Here is a 14,831-nt window from a genome sequence, read left to right as displayed (position 1 = left end):
ACCTCAGCCAAAGCGGTGGAGCGGCGGGTTTTGTAAGTCTGACGATCGACGGGGCAGCGTTCCTGAGCGAACTTCTGACCAAACCCCCGCCCGCGGTCCATTCTGTTGGGGTGCGAAGTCCCACCCAGCGGCGGAAACACGGTCTTCGCATCGATGTATGCCGCCCGTGATGACCTGCCCGCAGGGTTGAAGCGGGAAGCGGACATACGTCAATCACAACGAGGCGGATTACCTCGGGTGAGGAATTGGAAGTATCGGAACAGGTTATCGAGCCGGTGTGGGCGAGGCTTCAATCGCCCCTCCCTCACCCGCTCTTCAGCAACAGGTGCAGCTGGTTTGGAAGCACCTGTCAGCGTTGGATCAGCGGTTCGTGGACCACGACGCCGATCGCACCGCCGCCAAACGGCCCGTTATTCTCGACGCAGATGCGTTCGGGCATTTCATAGTCGCGCGGTTGCCCCGGATTGTTGACCGGCGTAACATCGTAGTGCCAGCCGTCCGGTTCGTCTTCTGCGGTGTAGCGGCGAGTCGGCACGGTGGCCGTCCACGGGCGCGAGTAGACGGTCGGGTCCGTGAACGTCGCGACATAATTGAAGGACGCGCCGTCCTGCGCGAACACGTAGCGCTCGGCTACGGTGGCGTTCTCGCTCATGAAATCGCCGGTGCGTCCGAAAAGCGCCTTGCCGTTGTTGTTGGTGACGTCGACAACCAGTGTGTTGCCCTCCCAGTGGCCGATGGAATCGCCGTTCCACAGCTTGATATCCGGGTGGATGTGCTTCGCATCGCCGAGACGGATGATCCGCGTGCCCGTATCGAACAAGAACACCACGTATCCGGGATACTGACGGATCTCGTACCCGTGCCAGTAGAGCGACTTGGGCACTCCGGCCGGGGCGCAGCGTGCCATCGGTTCAATGTACCGGGACTTCGTGGGATTTGCGAAGTTCTCAGCGAAGTCCTGCTGGAGAACACGAGCTTCCGGCAGGTAGGGCACCTGCCCGTCTTCCGGGTCCGACACGCGACTGGGCGCACGCTGATCGCGCGGCAAGTTGGCGGCCTCCGTCGGCTCGCCGGGAGCGCCGGCTTGCGGGTCGGTGAAGTTGTTGTGGTTGGCGATCATGTTCGACCAGAAGCCGGAGACGTCCGGCTGGCCGTCCGCAAGGCGGGGGCCTGTCCACTCACCTTCGGGAATGGAGAGGCGCTCCTTGATCACGCGCGGGAGCCGCTCACTCTTCGCGGCGTTCGCTGACGGGGTAGGCTCCTGCGCAATGGCAGGCGCGGCGATGGTGCTGCTGGCGAGCAGCAGAGTTGCCAATGCAGTGCGGGTCATTTGTCACCCTTGTGCGGGTAGAATTGATCGTATTCGAGCGTCTGGCAGTAGTCTTCGATCAGCACGAAGCCCGGGTCACGACGCCGATGGAGCAGGACATTGATCGTCCACGAAGCGCTGAACACCTGCGGGTCTTCCAGCGTCGCGGAATACGCGATCGTATCCTTGTCCACGAAGCTCCACCGTTCGACGACGTGCAGGTCCTCGCTGTGGAAGTTGCCGGCCCGGTCAAGCCAAGTCTCCGCGTTGAAATCGTCGACGTCGACAACCAGCGTATCGCCCTCCCACTTTCCGCGAGAATCGCCCATCCACAGCTCCTCGCCGTCTTCGGGGTGGAGCGATCCATTGGTGTGGATCGTGCGCGTCTGGTGCCCTAACCGATGGATCAGCGTCAGGTCGGAATCGCGCTGGAAGACCTGGAACGGCGTCGGGTGATAGACGCTCCGCGGCACGCCGAGCGACCAGCACTTGAGACGCGGATCGTCCTGCATGCGGTTCTCGTAGTTGTCCTGCCGCAGTTCGAGCGCTTCGGGCAGATACGGGATCTTGCCTTCGGCGACGACGCCCTGCCCCGGCGGGGCATCGCGCCGTCCGACGTGGGGCTCAAGATCATAGTCCGCTTCGCTCAGCGTCTGCCACACGCCGGAAAAGTCCGGCTTGCCGCTGGGCAGGCGCGGAATGTCCTGCGCATGGGCCTGGGCACTGAGCACGAATGCGGCCAGCGCCACCGCAAGGTGGCGCGATGCCTTCAACAGGTTGCCGCTCATGTCAGTCGATCTTCGGCGGCGGAACCGCGGCACCGACAGTGACGGTCCGCTGGTCGGGCAGGCGAATGACCGAGGTGTAGCCGAACGGCCCGCCATTCTTCGCGCGATAGCCTGCGATGCGGACTTTCGTGCCCGGCTTCACATCGGCGCGGGTGATCCCAGCCGAACGCAGCCCGATGGGGGAACCGAACTCGAAGCCCCAGTTCGTGACCTTGCCGCTGGCATCCTTCACATCGACGTAGATCCAGCTGTGCGGGTTGACGAGCTGGACCTTGGTTATGACGCCATCGACCACGACGGGTTTCTTGGCATCAAACTCTGCGGCAAACGAATGGTGCGCCACGGCAGGGGCGGACAAGGCGCCCGCCGCAACGAGGGCGACGGCGCCGGCGAACACGAACGCGGATTTCATGACCTTCCTTTCATCGACGGGCGGCCAGCGGGGGCGCTGTGCCGGGTCGGTTTCGCCTTTCGCTGCGCCCAATCAGGGCAGCACGATCGGCGCAGAAATCTGGAAAGCGGCTGGGACGAAAAGGACCGTGGCCGCCAAATGGAAGCCCAGAATATCGAGCCGGGGCCGAAGCCAAACCAACATAAATTTATATGCTTATGCAGCCATTCCACAGGTCATCCGCATATTCCAAACGGTTCGAACGATATGACGGATCGTTGTTGGATCGCCTGTTGCGCGCTGCATATGTGGCCTCCCCAGCGGTCATCCTGATCGCAGTTCGACGATCAAGCTAACCCCACACGGAAATGCTTGGCAGCAGACCGGTTCGACGCCCGACACGAGAGTGCGGGCGCGAGTGCGCCGTTGCGTGCCGCACATTGGCGCGGATCGTCTCTCTGAAATCATCAAAGGTTCGAGAACAATGAAAAACAACAGATTGCGCGTACGTCTGCTCGGACAGGTAGGAACCGCGATCGCGATGGGTCTGGTTTCCTCGGCCGCGTATGCAGAGGCGACGGACGCCACCGCAGAGGCATCTTCGCACGAAATCATCGTCCTCGGCACCAGCCGGCAGGACGTGACGGCACTGCAGAGCACTGCGCCCGTCGACATCTTCAATGCCGATACGCTGGAGAAGACCGGTGCCCGCACGCTCAACCAGGCGCTCGAAAAGCTGAGTCCTTCGTTTAACTTCCCCCAGGGCCAGAATTCCTGGAACGGGCAGAACACCCGTTCGGCCTCACTCAAGGGGATCAGCCCGGCCTACACGCTCATCCTGGTCGACGGGAAGCGCCGCAACGCGTCCTCGCAGATCACCACCACCCTGCCCTTCCCGGCATCCACCAGCGTGGACATCAACACGATCCCGCTCTCGGCAATCCAGCGCGTGGAACTGCTCCATGACGGCGCAGCATCACGTTACGGCTCGGACGCGATTGCTGGCGTAGTGAACGTCGTCCTGCGTGACGAGGCCGACGGCGGCGGGGTGAGCGGCACGCTCGGCGGCCATACCGACGGGGGTGGTTTCACCCGCATCATCGACGGGTGGCACGGCTTCGGGCTGGGCGAAGGAGGCTCGCTGACCATTAGCGCCAACTACACCAAGATTGCCATTACCGACCGGTCCGAGCCGGATTGGCGCCCGCTGTTCCTGCCGGGAGATCCGCGCAACGACACGTTCGACAAGAAGTGGGCGCAGTGGGGCAGCGGCTGGAGCGAAAGCGCGAAAGCGCTCGCCAAGATCGAGCAGCCCATCGGCGATGACGTCCGCCTCTACGGCTACGTCAACTACTCGTATCGCAAATCCGGTTCCTACGTGAATCCGGAGCGCGTGGTTTCGACGACGATCAACCCGATCACCCTCGAAACGCTCACGATTGCGCCGAGCACCCGCGCAGTGCTGGACCTCTATCCTGACGGGTACACGCCCCGCTCCAAAAGCAACGCTAAGGACTTTGCTGCCGTCGGTGGCATTTCGTTCGGTGACCAGTCGGAAGGCGGCAAGTTCGACCTGTCTGCGAGCTACGGCCAAAACGAAGCTGGCAAGTGGACGCTCGGCACGGTGAACCCGAGCTGGGGCGCAGACAGCAAGACCGACTTCTACTGGGGTTCAACCAAGTCCCGCCAGCTGACGTTGCAGGCCGACTATGTGCGAGATTTCGAGATCGGCCTGCACAGCCCCGTCGTGCTGAGCGCGGGTGCGCTCTATCGTCATGAATACTGGGGCACCGGCGACCTTGCGGATGTCGACGCTTACACCAACGGCGGCCTCGCCAACCCCAAAAACTCCATTCCGGTCGTTGCCGCGTCGGTCGACAGCCCGATCCGGCCGGAAGACGAAGGCTCGTTCAAGCGTAACGTAAAGGGTGCCTACGCCGGCCTTGAAGCCGACCTCGTGCGGGGCCTCACCCTGGGCATCACAGGCCGCTACGAGCACTATTCTGACTTCGGCAGCACCTGGAACGGTGAAGCGACCGCTCGCTATGACCTGACTGACTGGCTGGCCGTGCGCGGCACGTTCGGCACCGGCTTCCACGCGCCGAGCCTTGCAATGCTCGGCACGCAGGTCACGGGCTACACTTCAACCTGGAGCAACACCGGCCTCGCGCTGGCGAGCCCGGGACAAACGCGTCTGTTCCGCCCCAACGACCCGCTCGGCGCACCGTTCGGCGCCAAGCCGCTCGACCCGGAAAAGTCGCGTACGCTGACGGCGGGCATCGTCCTGCAGCCGGACAGCTCCTCGTCGCTCACAGTCGATCTCTACAAGCTGAAGGTCGAAGACGCGGTGGTCATCACCGATGCCTTGCGCGGTTCGGCCATCTCGCAGCTGTTCACGGTGAACGGCCTGCCCGGGTTCACGCAGGCCTCGTATTATTTCAACGGCTGGGACTCAACGACCAAGGGCATCGACATCGTTGCGAAGAAGCGGTTCGACGATATCGCCGGAGGCCGCGTCTCGCTGTCGCTCGCGGCCAGCTTCAACGACGTCGAACTTTCGAACGTGCGGAACAAGCTGGAAGTCAACGGCAGCACATTCACCGTGATCGACCCGTATCGCGTGCGGGACGCCCAGCGCGGCACGCCGGGTCACAAGTTCATCTTCGACCTGAACTATGACTACGATGCGTTCAGCGCGAACCTGTCGGTGAAGCACTACGGCGCCTACTGGTACAATGCGAGCGCCGCGGGCCTTTCCCCTGGCGGCAACGGCAACCGGGACCAGCGCTTCTCGCCGGAGACCTATGTCGATCTCGCGCTGTCCTATCAGCTTCTGGGCAACCTCCGCCTCACCGCGGGCGCCCAGAACGTCTTCAACAAGTATCCGGACAAGTACGTCCAGGGGAACCGTTCGAACGGCGTGAACGCCTATGGCTTCATCCACCCGAACGGCGCGTCGGGCCGCTTCGTCTACGGCGGGGTAAGCCTCGACTTCTGATCGTCACACGGGATGCGCCCTGGGGGAAAGGGCGAGAAACTCGATCCACTCTCTCCACCCTGATGGATCGCAACTGGGCGGGGCTTCTGATGAAGTCCCGCCTTTTTTTGAGTCATCCGAACTTCTTCGCCAGTACGGCAGAAATCGCGTCCGCATCTTCGGGTGAGATGGGGGCGCTGTAGACTGTGATCATCTTGTTCACGGAATCCCGCCAGAACTGCGCGCCCTTCCCGCGCGGCTGCGTGGTTATGTAGTCCAGCGAGTGACATGCGGAACAGGTGTTCACCACCACCTCGCTTTCGGCATCGGACAGCTCCACCGGCACATCGCCGACAGGCAGATCGATCGGCTGTGCGAATGCAACGGCGCCGAGCATCGCCGCCGCGCCTGCCATGATGTAGGTGACTGTGCGCATCATGCCGCCTCCAGTGTCACGGTTTCGACGACGTTCCGCATGTAGCCCGCGGGCTGCCACAACGGTTCGAGCGGCTGGGTCGTGCCATCGGGCGAATAGGCACGGACTTTGACCGCATGCCTGCCCACCGCGAGCGGCAGGGCGAGCGACCACTGCCGGAACGAGTACCGTCCCAGGTCTTCGCCGAGCCGCGCCTCCTGCCAGCTTGCCCCGCCGTCAGGCGAAACCTGCACCCGTGCGATACCCTCGCCGCCATTGAAAGCTATGCCGCGCAGCTCGATTGGCCCGGCCTTCACTTTCGCGCCATCGGCATGGCTGGTGATGAAGGAGCGGATGTTGAACCGCCCGATTGACCGCGTGCTGTCGGGCTTGCCGCCCGGTGCCACGCAGGCGCATTCGTTGTCCGGGATGCGGTAGGCGGACTTCACCCAGTAGCCCTCGAACGCCGCGTCCAGCACGGTGATCTCGCTCAGGTGCTTGATCCAGTAAGTGCCATAATAGCCCGGCACGATCAGCCGCAGCGGATAGCCGTTGAGGAAGGGCAAGTCCTCCCCGTTCATCGCAAACGCGAGCATGACCTCCCCGTCCCGCGCATTATCGATATCGAGCGCCTTCTCGTAGTCCGGGATCGCCTTCAGCGGGGCCTTATCGAGGCCCTTGAAAGCGACCTGCACCGCCCCGGCGCGCAGGCCCGCACGATCAAGCACGGCCCTCAGCGGCACGCCTGTCCAGCGGGCATTGCCCATCGCTCCGTGGCCGAGTTGCCCGCCGCCAACGCGAGGCTCGAAGAAGCCCCGGCTGTTGCCGGAACACTGGTTCACCGCGACGATCTCCTGCACCGGGAAATCGCGCTTCAGCTCCTCCAGCGAAAGCGACAGCATGCGTTCGACATGCCCCTGCACCGAGAGGCGGTAGGAAGCAGGATCGATCGAAGTCGGCAACTGCGACAGATGGTAGCGCACGAAGAACGCATCGTTCGGCGTCAGCACGCCTTCGTCGAACACCTCGAACGGCGTCTCGAGTTGCGGCGGGCGCGCGGTCAGCCCGATCATCGGCCGCTTGCCCGGCAGTTGCACCAGCGGCCGGGTGCCGTTCGCGAACGGGAGTTCGATAGTGCCCTGCGCGGCAGCGGGCAGCGGCGCGAGAGACGCAGCCGCACCGGCAAGGAAGCTCCTGCGTTGTATCAAAGTCATTCAGACGCTCCTTGGGCAAGTTCGCAGGGAACGGAAGTGCCACGGCCGATGTGCAGGTCCTCGCGCTCCGCAAAGCTATGCAACTTGGCCGGATCAATGCTGATCTCTCCCTGCCGTTTCAGTTGCCGCTCCTCGACATGAGGAGCCAGCATACGGATGAAGCGGGCGATATAGCTCCGCACCAGAGTGCTCTTCGCGATCGCAACCTTGGTGCTGGATGCATCGAACAGCTTGCTGGAACCGCGAACAATCGCCAGCCCGTCAGACGAACCGTTCTCGACCGCCATTTGCGCGACGATGCCGACACCCATTCCCAGTTTCACGTAAGTCTTGATGACGCCCGCATCGACCGCCGCGAGCCGGATGTCCGGACGCACGCCGGCGCGCTCGAACGCCGCGTCGATCCTCGACCGTCCGCTGTATTCGGAAGTGTAGGTGATGACCGGATATGCCGCGAGATCCTGCAGGGTCACGGTTTCGACAGCCGCCAGCGGATGATCGGGCGGAACGATGGCAACGTGCTCCCAGGTGAAGCAGGAGAACGTCCGCAGCGCCGGCCGCCCCTCCATCGCTTCGGTCGCAACGCCGATGTCGGCCTTGCCATGCAGGACCATTTCCACCACCGAACCCGGGCTGCCTTGGCGCAGCTCGACCTCGACTTTCGGAAACTCGCGCCGGAAATCGAGGAGCACACGCGGAAGGACGTAGTTGGCCTGGTTGTGGGTCGTCGCGATGATGAGCCGACCCTTGTCGGTATCGACGAAGTCGTCCGACAAGCGTTTCAAATTATCAGCCTCTACGAGCAACCTTTCGATAATCTCGACGACACTGTGCCCGGCCTCCGTAAGGCCAACGAGACGCTTGCCTCGCCTGACAAAGATCTCGATTTTGAGCTCGGCTTCGAGCTCCTTGATCTGCTTGCTCACACCCGGCTGGGATGTGAAGAGTTCGCTCGCAACCTTCGTGAGGTTGAAGTCGTTGCGTATGGCCGAGCCTACGTACCTGAGTTGCTGAAAATTCATTGCCGGAACCATGGAGAAGCGAAAGAAGGCGGCATCCGGCGTCGGGTAACCTTTCGTGCTCATAGCCTCGACATTCCGCAACGACAATGGATACCGCACGTACAGCATCACCACCATGCGGATGATCCCGGGCGACGAGTGGAAATATCGGAACGGAGTGGTCGGCTTGCGGGCTCTTGGCGTGAGCCGGCCCCTACCCGAAACAGCCTGCTTTTCAATCAGGTGCGTTTGCTTTGACAGCACCTTCTCGAACGTCTGCAGGGATTTCTTTTCGACCGTACCAACGGCCAGTTTTAGTCCGCTTCAAGCCGACCATTGCCAAACCCATTCCGTACCGCCCTTCCGTACCAGTTGGGGCGAAAATATCAACGGGAAGTCAGCGACTTGGCGGGAAACCTAGGGTTTTCCCATGGATGGCGGAGAGGGTGGGATTCGAACCCACGGTACGGTTGCCCGTACACCGCATTTCGAGTGCGGCGCATTCGACCTCTCTGCCACCTCTCCGTATCGGGTGTTTCGGGTGCGGCGGATGCGCGCCCGGGGCCGGGATGCGGGCGGTTAGCCCAAGCCTTGCCGCTTGCCAAGCCCCAAAGCTCGCCTTCGTCCACCGAAACCGTTACAAATAAGCAGCAGCGCCTCTCAGGGCAGCTTGTTTCGGGCAGGCGGCAGACTATATTCGCCCTTATGGATCGAGCCCAATTCTATTCTCCCCAGGCCGGTCGCCGAATCGATGCCCCCCTTCACGCCGAAGCCCGCTTCGCGATCGGCGATGTGGTGAAACACAAGCAGTTCGATTTTCGCGGCGTGGTCTTCGATATCGACCCGGTCTTCGCCAACAGCGAGGAATGGTACGAAGCGATTCCCAAGGATGTCCGTCCTCAGCGGGACCAGCCCTTCTATCACCTGCTCGCGGAAAACGAGGATTCGTCCTACGTCGCCTATGTCAGCCAGCAGAACCTGATGGCGGATAGCGAGGGCGGCCCGGTGGATCATCCCAGCGTTGCCCAGCTGTTCGAGGATTTTGCCGACGGACGGTATCGCCTGCGCCGTAGCCTGACGCACTGAGGCTGCCCGGCTTCTGACCGGTTACCGCAAAGCCAATCAGCTCTTCAGCTTCCAGCCGCTTTTCAGCACGCGATAGCAGACATAGCCGAAGATCAGGTTGAACAGGCCCAGCCCCGCTGCCGCGCCCAGCACGGCCTGATTGGTATTGCCAATATCGCTGGCGCCCAGGAAGCCGAAGCGGAAGCCCGAGATCACGTAAAAGAACGGGTTGGCCCGGCTTACCGCCTGGAAGGCCGGGGCAAGGTTGTGGATCACGTAGAACGTGCCTGACAGCAGCGAGAGCGGCTGGATCACGAAATTGGTCACGGCCGCCGCATGGTCGAACTTGTCGGCCCACAGCGAGGTCAGCAGCCCCATGAAGGCCAGCATCATGGCCCCCATCAGGCCGAACCAGACGATGGCCCAGGGATGCGCGGCATGGAGCGAGACGCCGGGCCAGAAGGACATGGCCACTGCCACGGCAAGCCCCACCATGATTGCGCGGGTCATGGCCGCGCCGACGATGCCGATCATCAGTTCCCCTTCGGAAAGGGGCGGCATGAGGTAATCGACGATGGTGCCCTGCATCTTGCCGCCCAGCAGCGAGAAGCTGGAATTGGCGAAGGCATTCTGCATCATGCCCATCATGATCAGGCCCGGCGCCACGAAGCTGGCGAAGGGCACGCCCAGCACTTCGCGGCCCCCACGGCCCATCGCAACCGTGAAGATCACCAGAAATAGCAGGGTAGTTACCGCCGGGGCCCATACAGCCTGGGTCTGGACCTTGAGAAAACGGCGGACCTCCTTCATATAGAGAGTCCACAGCCCGATGCGGTTCAATCCGCCGATCACGGGCGTTCCATGCGGCAGGAAAGGCCGCTTCACTTCGCCCGTTGCGCGGGCCTGTTCGGATGTCGTCGGGGCTTGATCGGCCATTTACGGGCGACTATCGGCAGTCGCTTGCGCTGACAAGGCTGGTGAGGCCCTTCCTGCGTATGATTTGTTGAGGAATTGAAAGCGGAAATGAGCTGGACCGACGAACGGATCGCCACACTGACCAAGATGTGGGAAGGCGGCGCCACCGCAAGCCAGATCGCCGAGGAACTCGGCGGCGTGTCGCGCAATGCGGTGATCGGCAAGGCGCACCGCCTTGGCCTCAAATCACGCCCTTCGCCCGTGAAGGCGAATGAGGATGGCGAGAAGGCCCCCGCCCGCAAGAAGGAAGCCAAGCCTCCAAAGCCGAAGGAAAAGGCACCCCCGGCCGAGAAGCCGCCGGTTGCCGCCAAGCCCGCCACCCCCGCTCCAGCCGCGCCCCGCGCTTCTGTGGAACGGCAGCAGCCGCCCGCTGCGGCGGCAAACGCCCCGATTCCCAGCCAGCCCCTGCCGGGCTCCACGGGCGAGCCGATGCCCAAGATCGTGTCTGTCGGCCCCGGTGGCTTCCTGCGCCAGGGCCCGGGCGATCAGCAGGCTCCGATCCCGCCCGCGCCGCCGCGCCGCCTGGTGCCCGCCAAGCCGAGCCCGGAAATCGCGGGCAAGACCAGCCTGCTCGATCTGAACGACAAGGTGTGCCGCTGGCCGATGGGCCATCCGGGCGAACCCGATTTCCACTTCTGCGGCGAGAAGGTGAACCCCGGCTTCCCCTATTGCGTGGAACATTGCGGCCGCGCCTATCAGGCCCAGCTGCCGCGCGGCTCGCGCCGCCCGCCCCCGCCGCTGCCCTTCGGCGGCCCGCGGGTTCGCTGAGCCACTCACAGGTTGGAAAAATGGGCCGTCCCGGATTCGTCCGGGGCGGTCTGTTTTTATGTGGTCCGGGGGATTGAGCGGGATGACCAGTGGCAGAGACACACCCCACCCTCCGCTGGCGAATGCGGAGTAACGCCGGGGAAGAAACCAGTCGGACGGGTCCGGGCCGGTGTCGGGGCGCCCGCAAGGGAGCCCGGTGACGCGGTTTGATCTGCGAATGGCTGGTGGCGTGCCGCGAAGAACTCACCTGCTCGGCCCTGACCTGCACATGCGGGGGCAGCGAAGGGCTCGCACGTGAGCCGCCCCCGGCGTAACCCGCGCAGCCCTTTGCCGTGACATTCGGCGAAAGGGCCGGCGCCTGTGCCGGTAGAAGGTGCGGACGCTTCCGTGAAAGGCGAGCGAAGCGTTGCTATCCGCCTCACCTGCCCGGCTCACCCGAAACGCCGGCCCGGAAACGGAGGAACCAGGAACGAAGCGCAAAGCGCCCCCGACCCGCCGCTGGAGCCAGTTGGTAGCTGGCGGATGGCCATATAGCCAATATGGTTATAATTGTCAAGATGAAGAACCGTATTTACTTAGTTCGTCATTCCCGCGAAAGCGGGAACCCAGTTCAACTGCTGCCACTGGGTTCCCGCTTTCGCGGGAATGACGAGTAGTGGGGCAAGCAGCGCACTCCAAGCGGAGCAGACTGAGGTTCGACTTAAACCCTGCCGCCCCGTCAGACCAGGATTCACCCGCCCAACCTATTTCCCCGCAACCGCAGGCACCACCGCCTTGCCATCCTGCCATTCGATCAGTCCAACGCGGTTACCCGCCGGATCGGTGATCATGCCCAGCACGACCACGCCGGGCACTTCCAGCCGGGGGAAGACGATCTTCCCGCCCAGTTCCATGGCCTTTGTCTGAGCCGCGCTAACGTCCGCCACGCCGAAATAGAGGGCGCTGCCGGTTTCGGGGCCGAGATTGGGCGGTTCCACTTGCAGCATGCCGCTCATTTCCGGCTGGCCCGGAATGGTCAGGCTGCCATCTTCACCGATGGTCCAGCCGAACATCCCGGCATAAAAGGCGCGCTGCTTGGCAAGGTCCGGCCCGGCGATGTGGAAATAGACCAGCGGCGCCGGCTGGGCCTGAGCAAGGGTGGGAGAGGCGAGAAGCGCCATTGCCGTTGGAATGAATGCTTTCTTCCGCATCGCCTGCTCCCCCGATTAGCCTGTCTTAGTTCCGTTCGGTCGTGTTGAATTCAAACCCTACGCCGCCCCCTGTGTCCGCTTTTACAACAGGGCGGTTGCCGGTGGCCAGCAGGTTGCGGGCAAGCTCGGCCCGCATGGTCTCGAACAGGGCCCGGCCTGCGGGCGCCTCTTCCAGCGGGAATGCCTCTTCCATCTCGCGATTGCGCTGCTTCACTTCGTCCAGGAATTCGCGATTGGTGAAGATGTAGAAGCGGTTTTCCCTGATGGCCTGCGCCACCGCGCGGCCCGTATCCAGCGGGTCGATCGCCACGCGGGCAGCTTCCCACAGGGCCTTCTGGAAATCGCCGGCCTCATCTTCGTGGAAATCGGTTTCGGGCTCGTCCTCCGGCGGGTGGAGCATGCCGGTGCGGGTAGCGCCGGGAAACAGGCAGGAAACGCCGATGCCCAGCGGGGCAAGCTGCATCCGCAGGCTCTCCGCATAGCCGCGCACGGCATATTTGGAGGCGGAATAAGCTGCAAGGCCCGGCAGCGGCACCACGCCTGCCATGGAGGATGTGCAGACCACATGGCCGCCCTCCCCCTGAGCCTTGATGATCGGCACCACGATCTTGCTGCCATTGATGACCCCGCCCAGATTGACGGCCATCACCTTGTCGAAATCGCTGAAATCGGGATCGTCGGCCGTGCCGCCGCCATTGATCCCGGCATTGTTGCACAGCACGTGGATCTTGCCGAAAGTGGCCAGCGCCTCGTCCACGGCGGCTTTCAAATTCGCGCGGTCGGCTACGTCGGTGCGGATGAAATGGGCGGCGTTATTGCCTTTGAGCGCGGCCTTCGCCTTCTCGATATGGGCAGTGCTCCAGTCGGCCACCACCACTTTCATTCCCTCGGCCAGGAAGGCGCGGACCATGCCGAAACCGATCCCGTTCGCCCCGCCGGTGATGAAGGCCACCTTGCCTGTCAGTTCCTGCATGTTGTTCCTCTCCTCTGCGAATTCCAGTGAGTCCCTGCGCAGGCAGGGACCCAGCCGTTCCCGACTGGCCCCCGGCTTTCGCCGGGGATCACACAATCGCGTTATTCTTCGTCCCGGTAGTTCCCGAAGCTGTCGACCACTTCCATCCGGTCGGGCGTGGCGTCGAGCACGGCCTGGGCACGGGCGCGCATTGCATCCTTGTACATGCCGTGAGTGACGAGATAGGTCGTGTTGTTGAGGATGCCGTCAGCCACCAGATGGCCGACATCCACCGGCTCCATCCAGTTATCGCCCACGATCCGGCGGGCGAGCTTCTTCTCGCTGGCCGTAAAGCCGCTACCTTCGCGCAGATGCGCGGGCCGATTGTCGATCGTTTCGTGGATGTTGGACTTCACCGGGCCGGGCAGCAGGATGGAAACGCCGATATCGTGCTGGGCCAGTTCGCCCTTGGCGGATTCGCAGAAATGGCACACCGCGGCCTTGCTGGCGGCATAGATCGCCATTTGCGGCGGCATCACCACTTCGGCGGCCAGGCTGGCGGTGGAAACGATATGCCCGCCCCGGCCATGGGCCACCATCTGCGGCAGGAATTCGGTAAAGCCGTTGATGACGCCCCCGACATTCACGCCGAAGCCGAAATCGTAATCGGCATAGGTCGCCTCCAGCAATGGCCCTTCCAGGCCCACCCCGGCATTGTTCACCAGAATGTCGATCCCGCCGAACTCATCGAGCATCTTCTTTGCAGCCTCGCGATATTGCTCGCGATTGGTGACATCGAGCTGGAGCGCGGAGACGGCATTGGACCTGCCCCCGCCCGCGAATTCGGCCAGCGCATGATCGATATGGTCCTGCCGCAGATCGGCCAGAACCACCTGCGCGCCGCGTTCCACCAGCACCTTCGAGATGCCGAGCCCGATCCCGCTCGCCCCTCCGGTAATGAACGCAATTTTCCCTTCGAACGACTGAATCGGCATCTCAAACTCCCGGTATGTACTGGCGAAAGATTTGCCAGAGCATCAGCGCAGCGTCCATGGCCGCCAGCGAAATCGGCATCAGCCGGGGCGGCCCCTCTCAGGCAGCAGGAACACGACATAGCCCTTGAAATGCGGATCGCTGGCCAGGCCGCGCGGCGCACGCCATTCCCCGCCATCCACCAGCGCCACCTTGTAGGGCAGGCACAGGCGGGAGAGCGAGGCGATGTAGCTTTCATAGCCGGGAATGGTGGTGCGCCCCTGATAGGTCTGCACCACGATCTCATCCACGATAGTGCCCAGCCGGGCGAGTGCCGCGGGATCGCCATGGGCGCTCCAGTCCATCAGCCCGGTGATGGACAGGCGCATGCCGCCCGGCAAATCGGCCCGCAGCTTCTGGAGGAAATCGGCGTAGCGATCGAGATGCAGGGTGGCCGAATCGAAATCGACTTGAACGCCGCGCAGATTGGCACCTGCCGCCTGCCACCGCGCGATCTCGCGCAGCAACTGGGCGGTGACCTGCGGCGTCCAGTCGATCCGCTCCACCCGCAGCACCAGCCAGACATCGGCATGGCCAGCGCGCGGCGGCTGCGGGCGCAGGGGCACGAAGCGGGAATTTTCGCCCGCGCGCACTTCCCCGGCCAGAACGTAAACCACCTTCGCTGTGTCCAGCACCAGCGGCGGCTTCACTCCGGCCCAGAGGAAGAAGGCATCGTGCCCAGCCGCGCTGACGCGCCCCGTTTCAGGCGCGCCCTGCCCGCAGGCCCCCAGCAGCAGCATGGCCGCAAGAGCTG

Annotated in this window: 14 protein-coding genes, 1 tRNA gene and 1 pseudogene; 4 read left to right on the top strand and 12 right to left on the bottom strand. The window is 63.4% G+C overall.

From position 1 onward, the window contains the following. Positions 1-99 precede the first annotated feature (99 nt). Positions 100-210, top strand: a pseudogene (locus tag H0274_RS14140) (TauD/TfdA family dioxygenase); the annotation flags it as partial. Positions 211-349: 139 nt separating this feature from the next. On the opposite strand, the gene H0274_RS14135 reads toward H0274_RS14140, so the two are convergent. Genes H0274_RS14135 through H0274_RS14125 form a run of 3 tightly spaced genes read right to left on the bottom strand, consistent with a single transcriptional unit; the run spans position 350 to position 2,509 of the window. Continuing rightward, positions 350-1,330 (bottom strand): hypothetical protein, encoded by a 981-nt coding sequence (locus H0274_RS14135; protein WP_226796131.1) that lies wholly within the window; start codon positions 1,328-1,330, stop codon positions 350-352. Beyond that, positions 1,327-2,097, bottom strand: coding sequence for a hypothetical protein (locus H0274_RS14130; protein ID WP_226796130.1), 771 nt, complete (start codon positions 2,095-2,097; stop codon positions 1,327-1,329). The genes H0274_RS14135 and H0274_RS14130 overlap by 4 nt, the downstream gene beginning before the upstream one ends. Position 2,098: 1 nt before the next feature. Then, a complete protein-coding gene (locus H0274_RS14125) occupies positions 2,099-2,509 on the bottom strand; it encodes a DUF6152 family protein (RefSeq protein ID WP_226796129.1) in 411 nt (136 codons plus the stop codon). Between the two features lie 463 nt (positions 2,510-2,972). On the opposite strand from H0274_RS14125, the gene H0274_RS14120 reads away from it, so the two are divergent. Next, a complete protein-coding gene (locus H0274_RS14120; RefSeq protein ID WP_226796128.1) occupies positions 2,973-5,486 on the top strand; it encodes a TonB-dependent receptor in 2,514 nt (837 codons plus the stop codon). Between the two features lie 112 nt (positions 5,487-5,598). On the opposite strand, the gene H0274_RS14115 is transcribed toward H0274_RS14120, so the two are convergent. The 4 genes from H0274_RS14115 to H0274_RS14100 all read right to left on the bottom strand — a co-directional run bounded on the left by H0274_RS14115 (position 5,599) and on the right by H0274_RS14100 (position 8,620). Beyond that, complete coding sequence (locus H0274_RS14115; protein ID WP_226796127.1) at positions 5,599-5,904, bottom strand: cytochrome C; 306 nt, start codon at positions 5,902-5,904, stop codon at positions 5,599-5,601. Then, the gene (gene sorA, locus H0274_RS14110) at positions 5,901-7,094 is read right to left on the bottom strand and encodes a SorA family sulfite dehydrogenase catalytic subunit (protein WP_226796126.1); all 1,194 of its coding nucleotides are present in this window, start codon (positions 7,092-7,094) and stop codon (positions 5,901-5,903) included. Before sorA ends, H0274_RS14115 begins: the two co-directional genes overlap by 4 nt. Continuing rightward, entirely contained in the window at positions 7,091-8,116 is a 1,026-nt protein-coding gene (locus tag H0274_RS14105; protein WP_461395897.1) for a LysR substrate-binding domain-containing protein, read from the bottom strand. Before H0274_RS14105 ends, sorA begins: the two co-directional genes overlap by 4 nt. 414 nt (positions 8,117-8,530) lie before the next feature. Continuing rightward, positions 8,531-8,620 (bottom strand) — tRNA-Ser (locus tag H0274_RS14100). A gap of 180 nt (positions 8,621-8,800) precedes the next feature. Here H0274_RS14100 and hspQ point away from each other — a divergent pair. Beyond that, the gene (gene hspQ, locus H0274_RS14095; RefSeq protein WP_226796124.1) at positions 8,801-9,181 is read left to right on the top strand and encodes a heat shock protein HspQ; all 381 of its coding nucleotides are present in this window, start codon (positions 8,801-8,803) and stop codon (positions 9,179-9,181) included. Between the two features lie 36 nt (positions 9,182-9,217). On the opposite strand, the gene H0274_RS14090 is transcribed toward hspQ, so the two are convergent. Then, positions 9,218-10,096, bottom strand: coding sequence for an ABC transporter permease (locus tag H0274_RS14090; RefSeq protein WP_226796123.1), 879 nt, complete (start codon positions 10,094-10,096; stop codon positions 9,218-9,220). Between the two features lie 87 nt (positions 10,097-10,183). On the opposite strand from H0274_RS14090, the gene H0274_RS14085 reads away from it, so the two are divergent. Further along, positions 10,184-10,903 (top strand): GcrA family cell cycle regulator, encoded by a 720-nt coding sequence (locus H0274_RS14085; RefSeq protein ID WP_226796122.1) that lies wholly within the window; start codon positions 10,184-10,186, stop codon positions 10,901-10,903. 743 nt (positions 10,904-11,646) lie between these two features. Here the strand turns inward: H0274_RS14085 and H0274_RS14080 are convergent. The 4 genes from H0274_RS14080 to H0274_RS14065 all read right to left on the bottom strand — a co-directional run bounded on the left by H0274_RS14080 (position 11,647) and on the right by H0274_RS14065 (position 14,817). Continuing rightward, entirely contained in the window at positions 11,647-12,093 is a 447-nt protein-coding gene (locus tag H0274_RS14080) for a VOC family protein (protein WP_226796121.1), read from the bottom strand. A 25-nt stretch (positions 12,094-12,118) separates the two neighbouring features. Then, positions 12,119-13,066 (bottom strand): SDR family oxidoreductase, encoded by a 948-nt coding sequence (locus tag H0274_RS14075; RefSeq protein ID WP_226796120.1) that lies wholly within the window; start codon positions 13,064-13,066, stop codon positions 12,119-12,121. A 101-nt stretch (positions 13,067-13,167) separates the two neighbouring features. Beyond that, the gene (locus tag H0274_RS14070; RefSeq protein WP_226796119.1) at positions 13,168-14,040 is read right to left on the bottom strand and encodes an SDR family NAD(P)-dependent oxidoreductase; all 873 of its coding nucleotides are present in this window, start codon (positions 14,038-14,040) and stop codon (positions 13,168-13,170) included. Between the two features lie 78 nt (positions 14,041-14,118). Then, positions 14,119-14,817 (bottom strand): DUF3142 domain-containing protein, encoded by a 699-nt coding sequence (locus H0274_RS14065; protein WP_226796118.1) that lies wholly within the window; start codon positions 14,815-14,817, stop codon positions 14,119-14,121. Positions 14,818-14,831: the final 14 nt, after the last annotated feature.

This window comes from Fulverythrobacter ferritrahens (assembly GCF_020539485.1).
GTDB lineage: Bacteria > Pseudomonadota > Alphaproteobacteria > Sphingomonadales > Sphingomonadaceae > Andeanibacterium > Andeanibacterium ferritrahens.
Note: the sequence above shows the minus strand (reverse complement) of the source record. Positions and strands in the feature narration are given on the sequence as shown.

What these genes read in the sequence shown, in the direction of transcription:
- H0274_RS14135 (WP_226796131.1), bottom strand. Translation starts at nt 1,330, where the DNA reads ATGACCCGCACTGCATTGGCAACTCTGCTGCTCGCCAGCAGCACCATC.
- H0274_RS14130 (WP_226796130.1), bottom strand. Translation starts at nt 2,097, where the DNA reads ATGAGCGGCAACCTGTTGAAGGCATCGCGCCACCTTGCGGTGGCGCTG.
- H0274_RS14125 (WP_226796129.1), bottom strand. Translation starts at nt 2,509, where the DNA reads ATGAAATCCGCGTTCGTGTTCGCCGGCGCCGTCGCCCTCGTTGCGGCG.
- H0274_RS14120 (WP_226796128.1), top strand. Translation starts at nt 2,973, where the DNA reads ATGAAAAACAACAGATTGCGCGTACGTCTGCTCGGACAGGTAGGAACC.
- H0274_RS14115 (WP_226796127.1), bottom strand. Translation starts at nt 5,904, where the DNA reads ATGATGCGCACAGTCACCTACATCATGGCAGGCGCGGCGGCGATGCTC.
- sorA (WP_226796126.1), bottom strand. Translation starts at nt 7,094, where the DNA reads ATGACTTTGATACAACGCAGGAGCTTCCTTGCCGGTGCGGCTGCGTCT.
- H0274_RS14105 (WP_461395897.1), bottom strand. Translation starts at nt 8,116, where the DNA reads ATGAATTTTCAGCAACTCAGGTACGTAGGCTCGGCCATACGCAACGAC.
- hspQ (WP_226796124.1), top strand. Translation starts at nt 8,801, where the DNA reads ATGGATCGAGCCCAATTCTATTCTCCCCAGGCCGGTCGCCGAATCGAT.
- H0274_RS14090 (WP_226796123.1), bottom strand. Translation starts at nt 10,096, where the DNA reads ATGGCCGATCAAGCCCCGACGACATCCGAACAGGCCCGCGCAACGGGC.
- H0274_RS14085 (WP_226796122.1), top strand. Translation starts at nt 10,184, where the DNA reads ATGAGCTGGACCGACGAACGGATCGCCACACTGACCAAGATGTGGGAA.
- H0274_RS14080 (WP_226796121.1), bottom strand. Translation starts at nt 12,093, where the DNA reads ATGCGGAAGAAAGCATTCATTCCAACGGCAATGGCGCTTCTCGCCTCT.
- H0274_RS14075 (WP_226796120.1), bottom strand. Translation starts at nt 13,066, where the DNA reads ATGCAGGAACTGACAGGCAAGGTGGCCTTCATCACCGGCGGGGCGAAC.
- H0274_RS14070 (WP_226796119.1), bottom strand. Translation starts at nt 14,040, where the DNA reads ATGCCGATTCAGTCGTTCGAAGGGAAAATTGCGTTCATTACCGGAGGG.
- H0274_RS14065 (WP_226796118.1), bottom strand. Translation starts at nt 14,817, where the DNA reads ATGCTGCTGCTGGGGGCCTGCGGGCAGGGCGCGCCTGAAACGGGGCGC.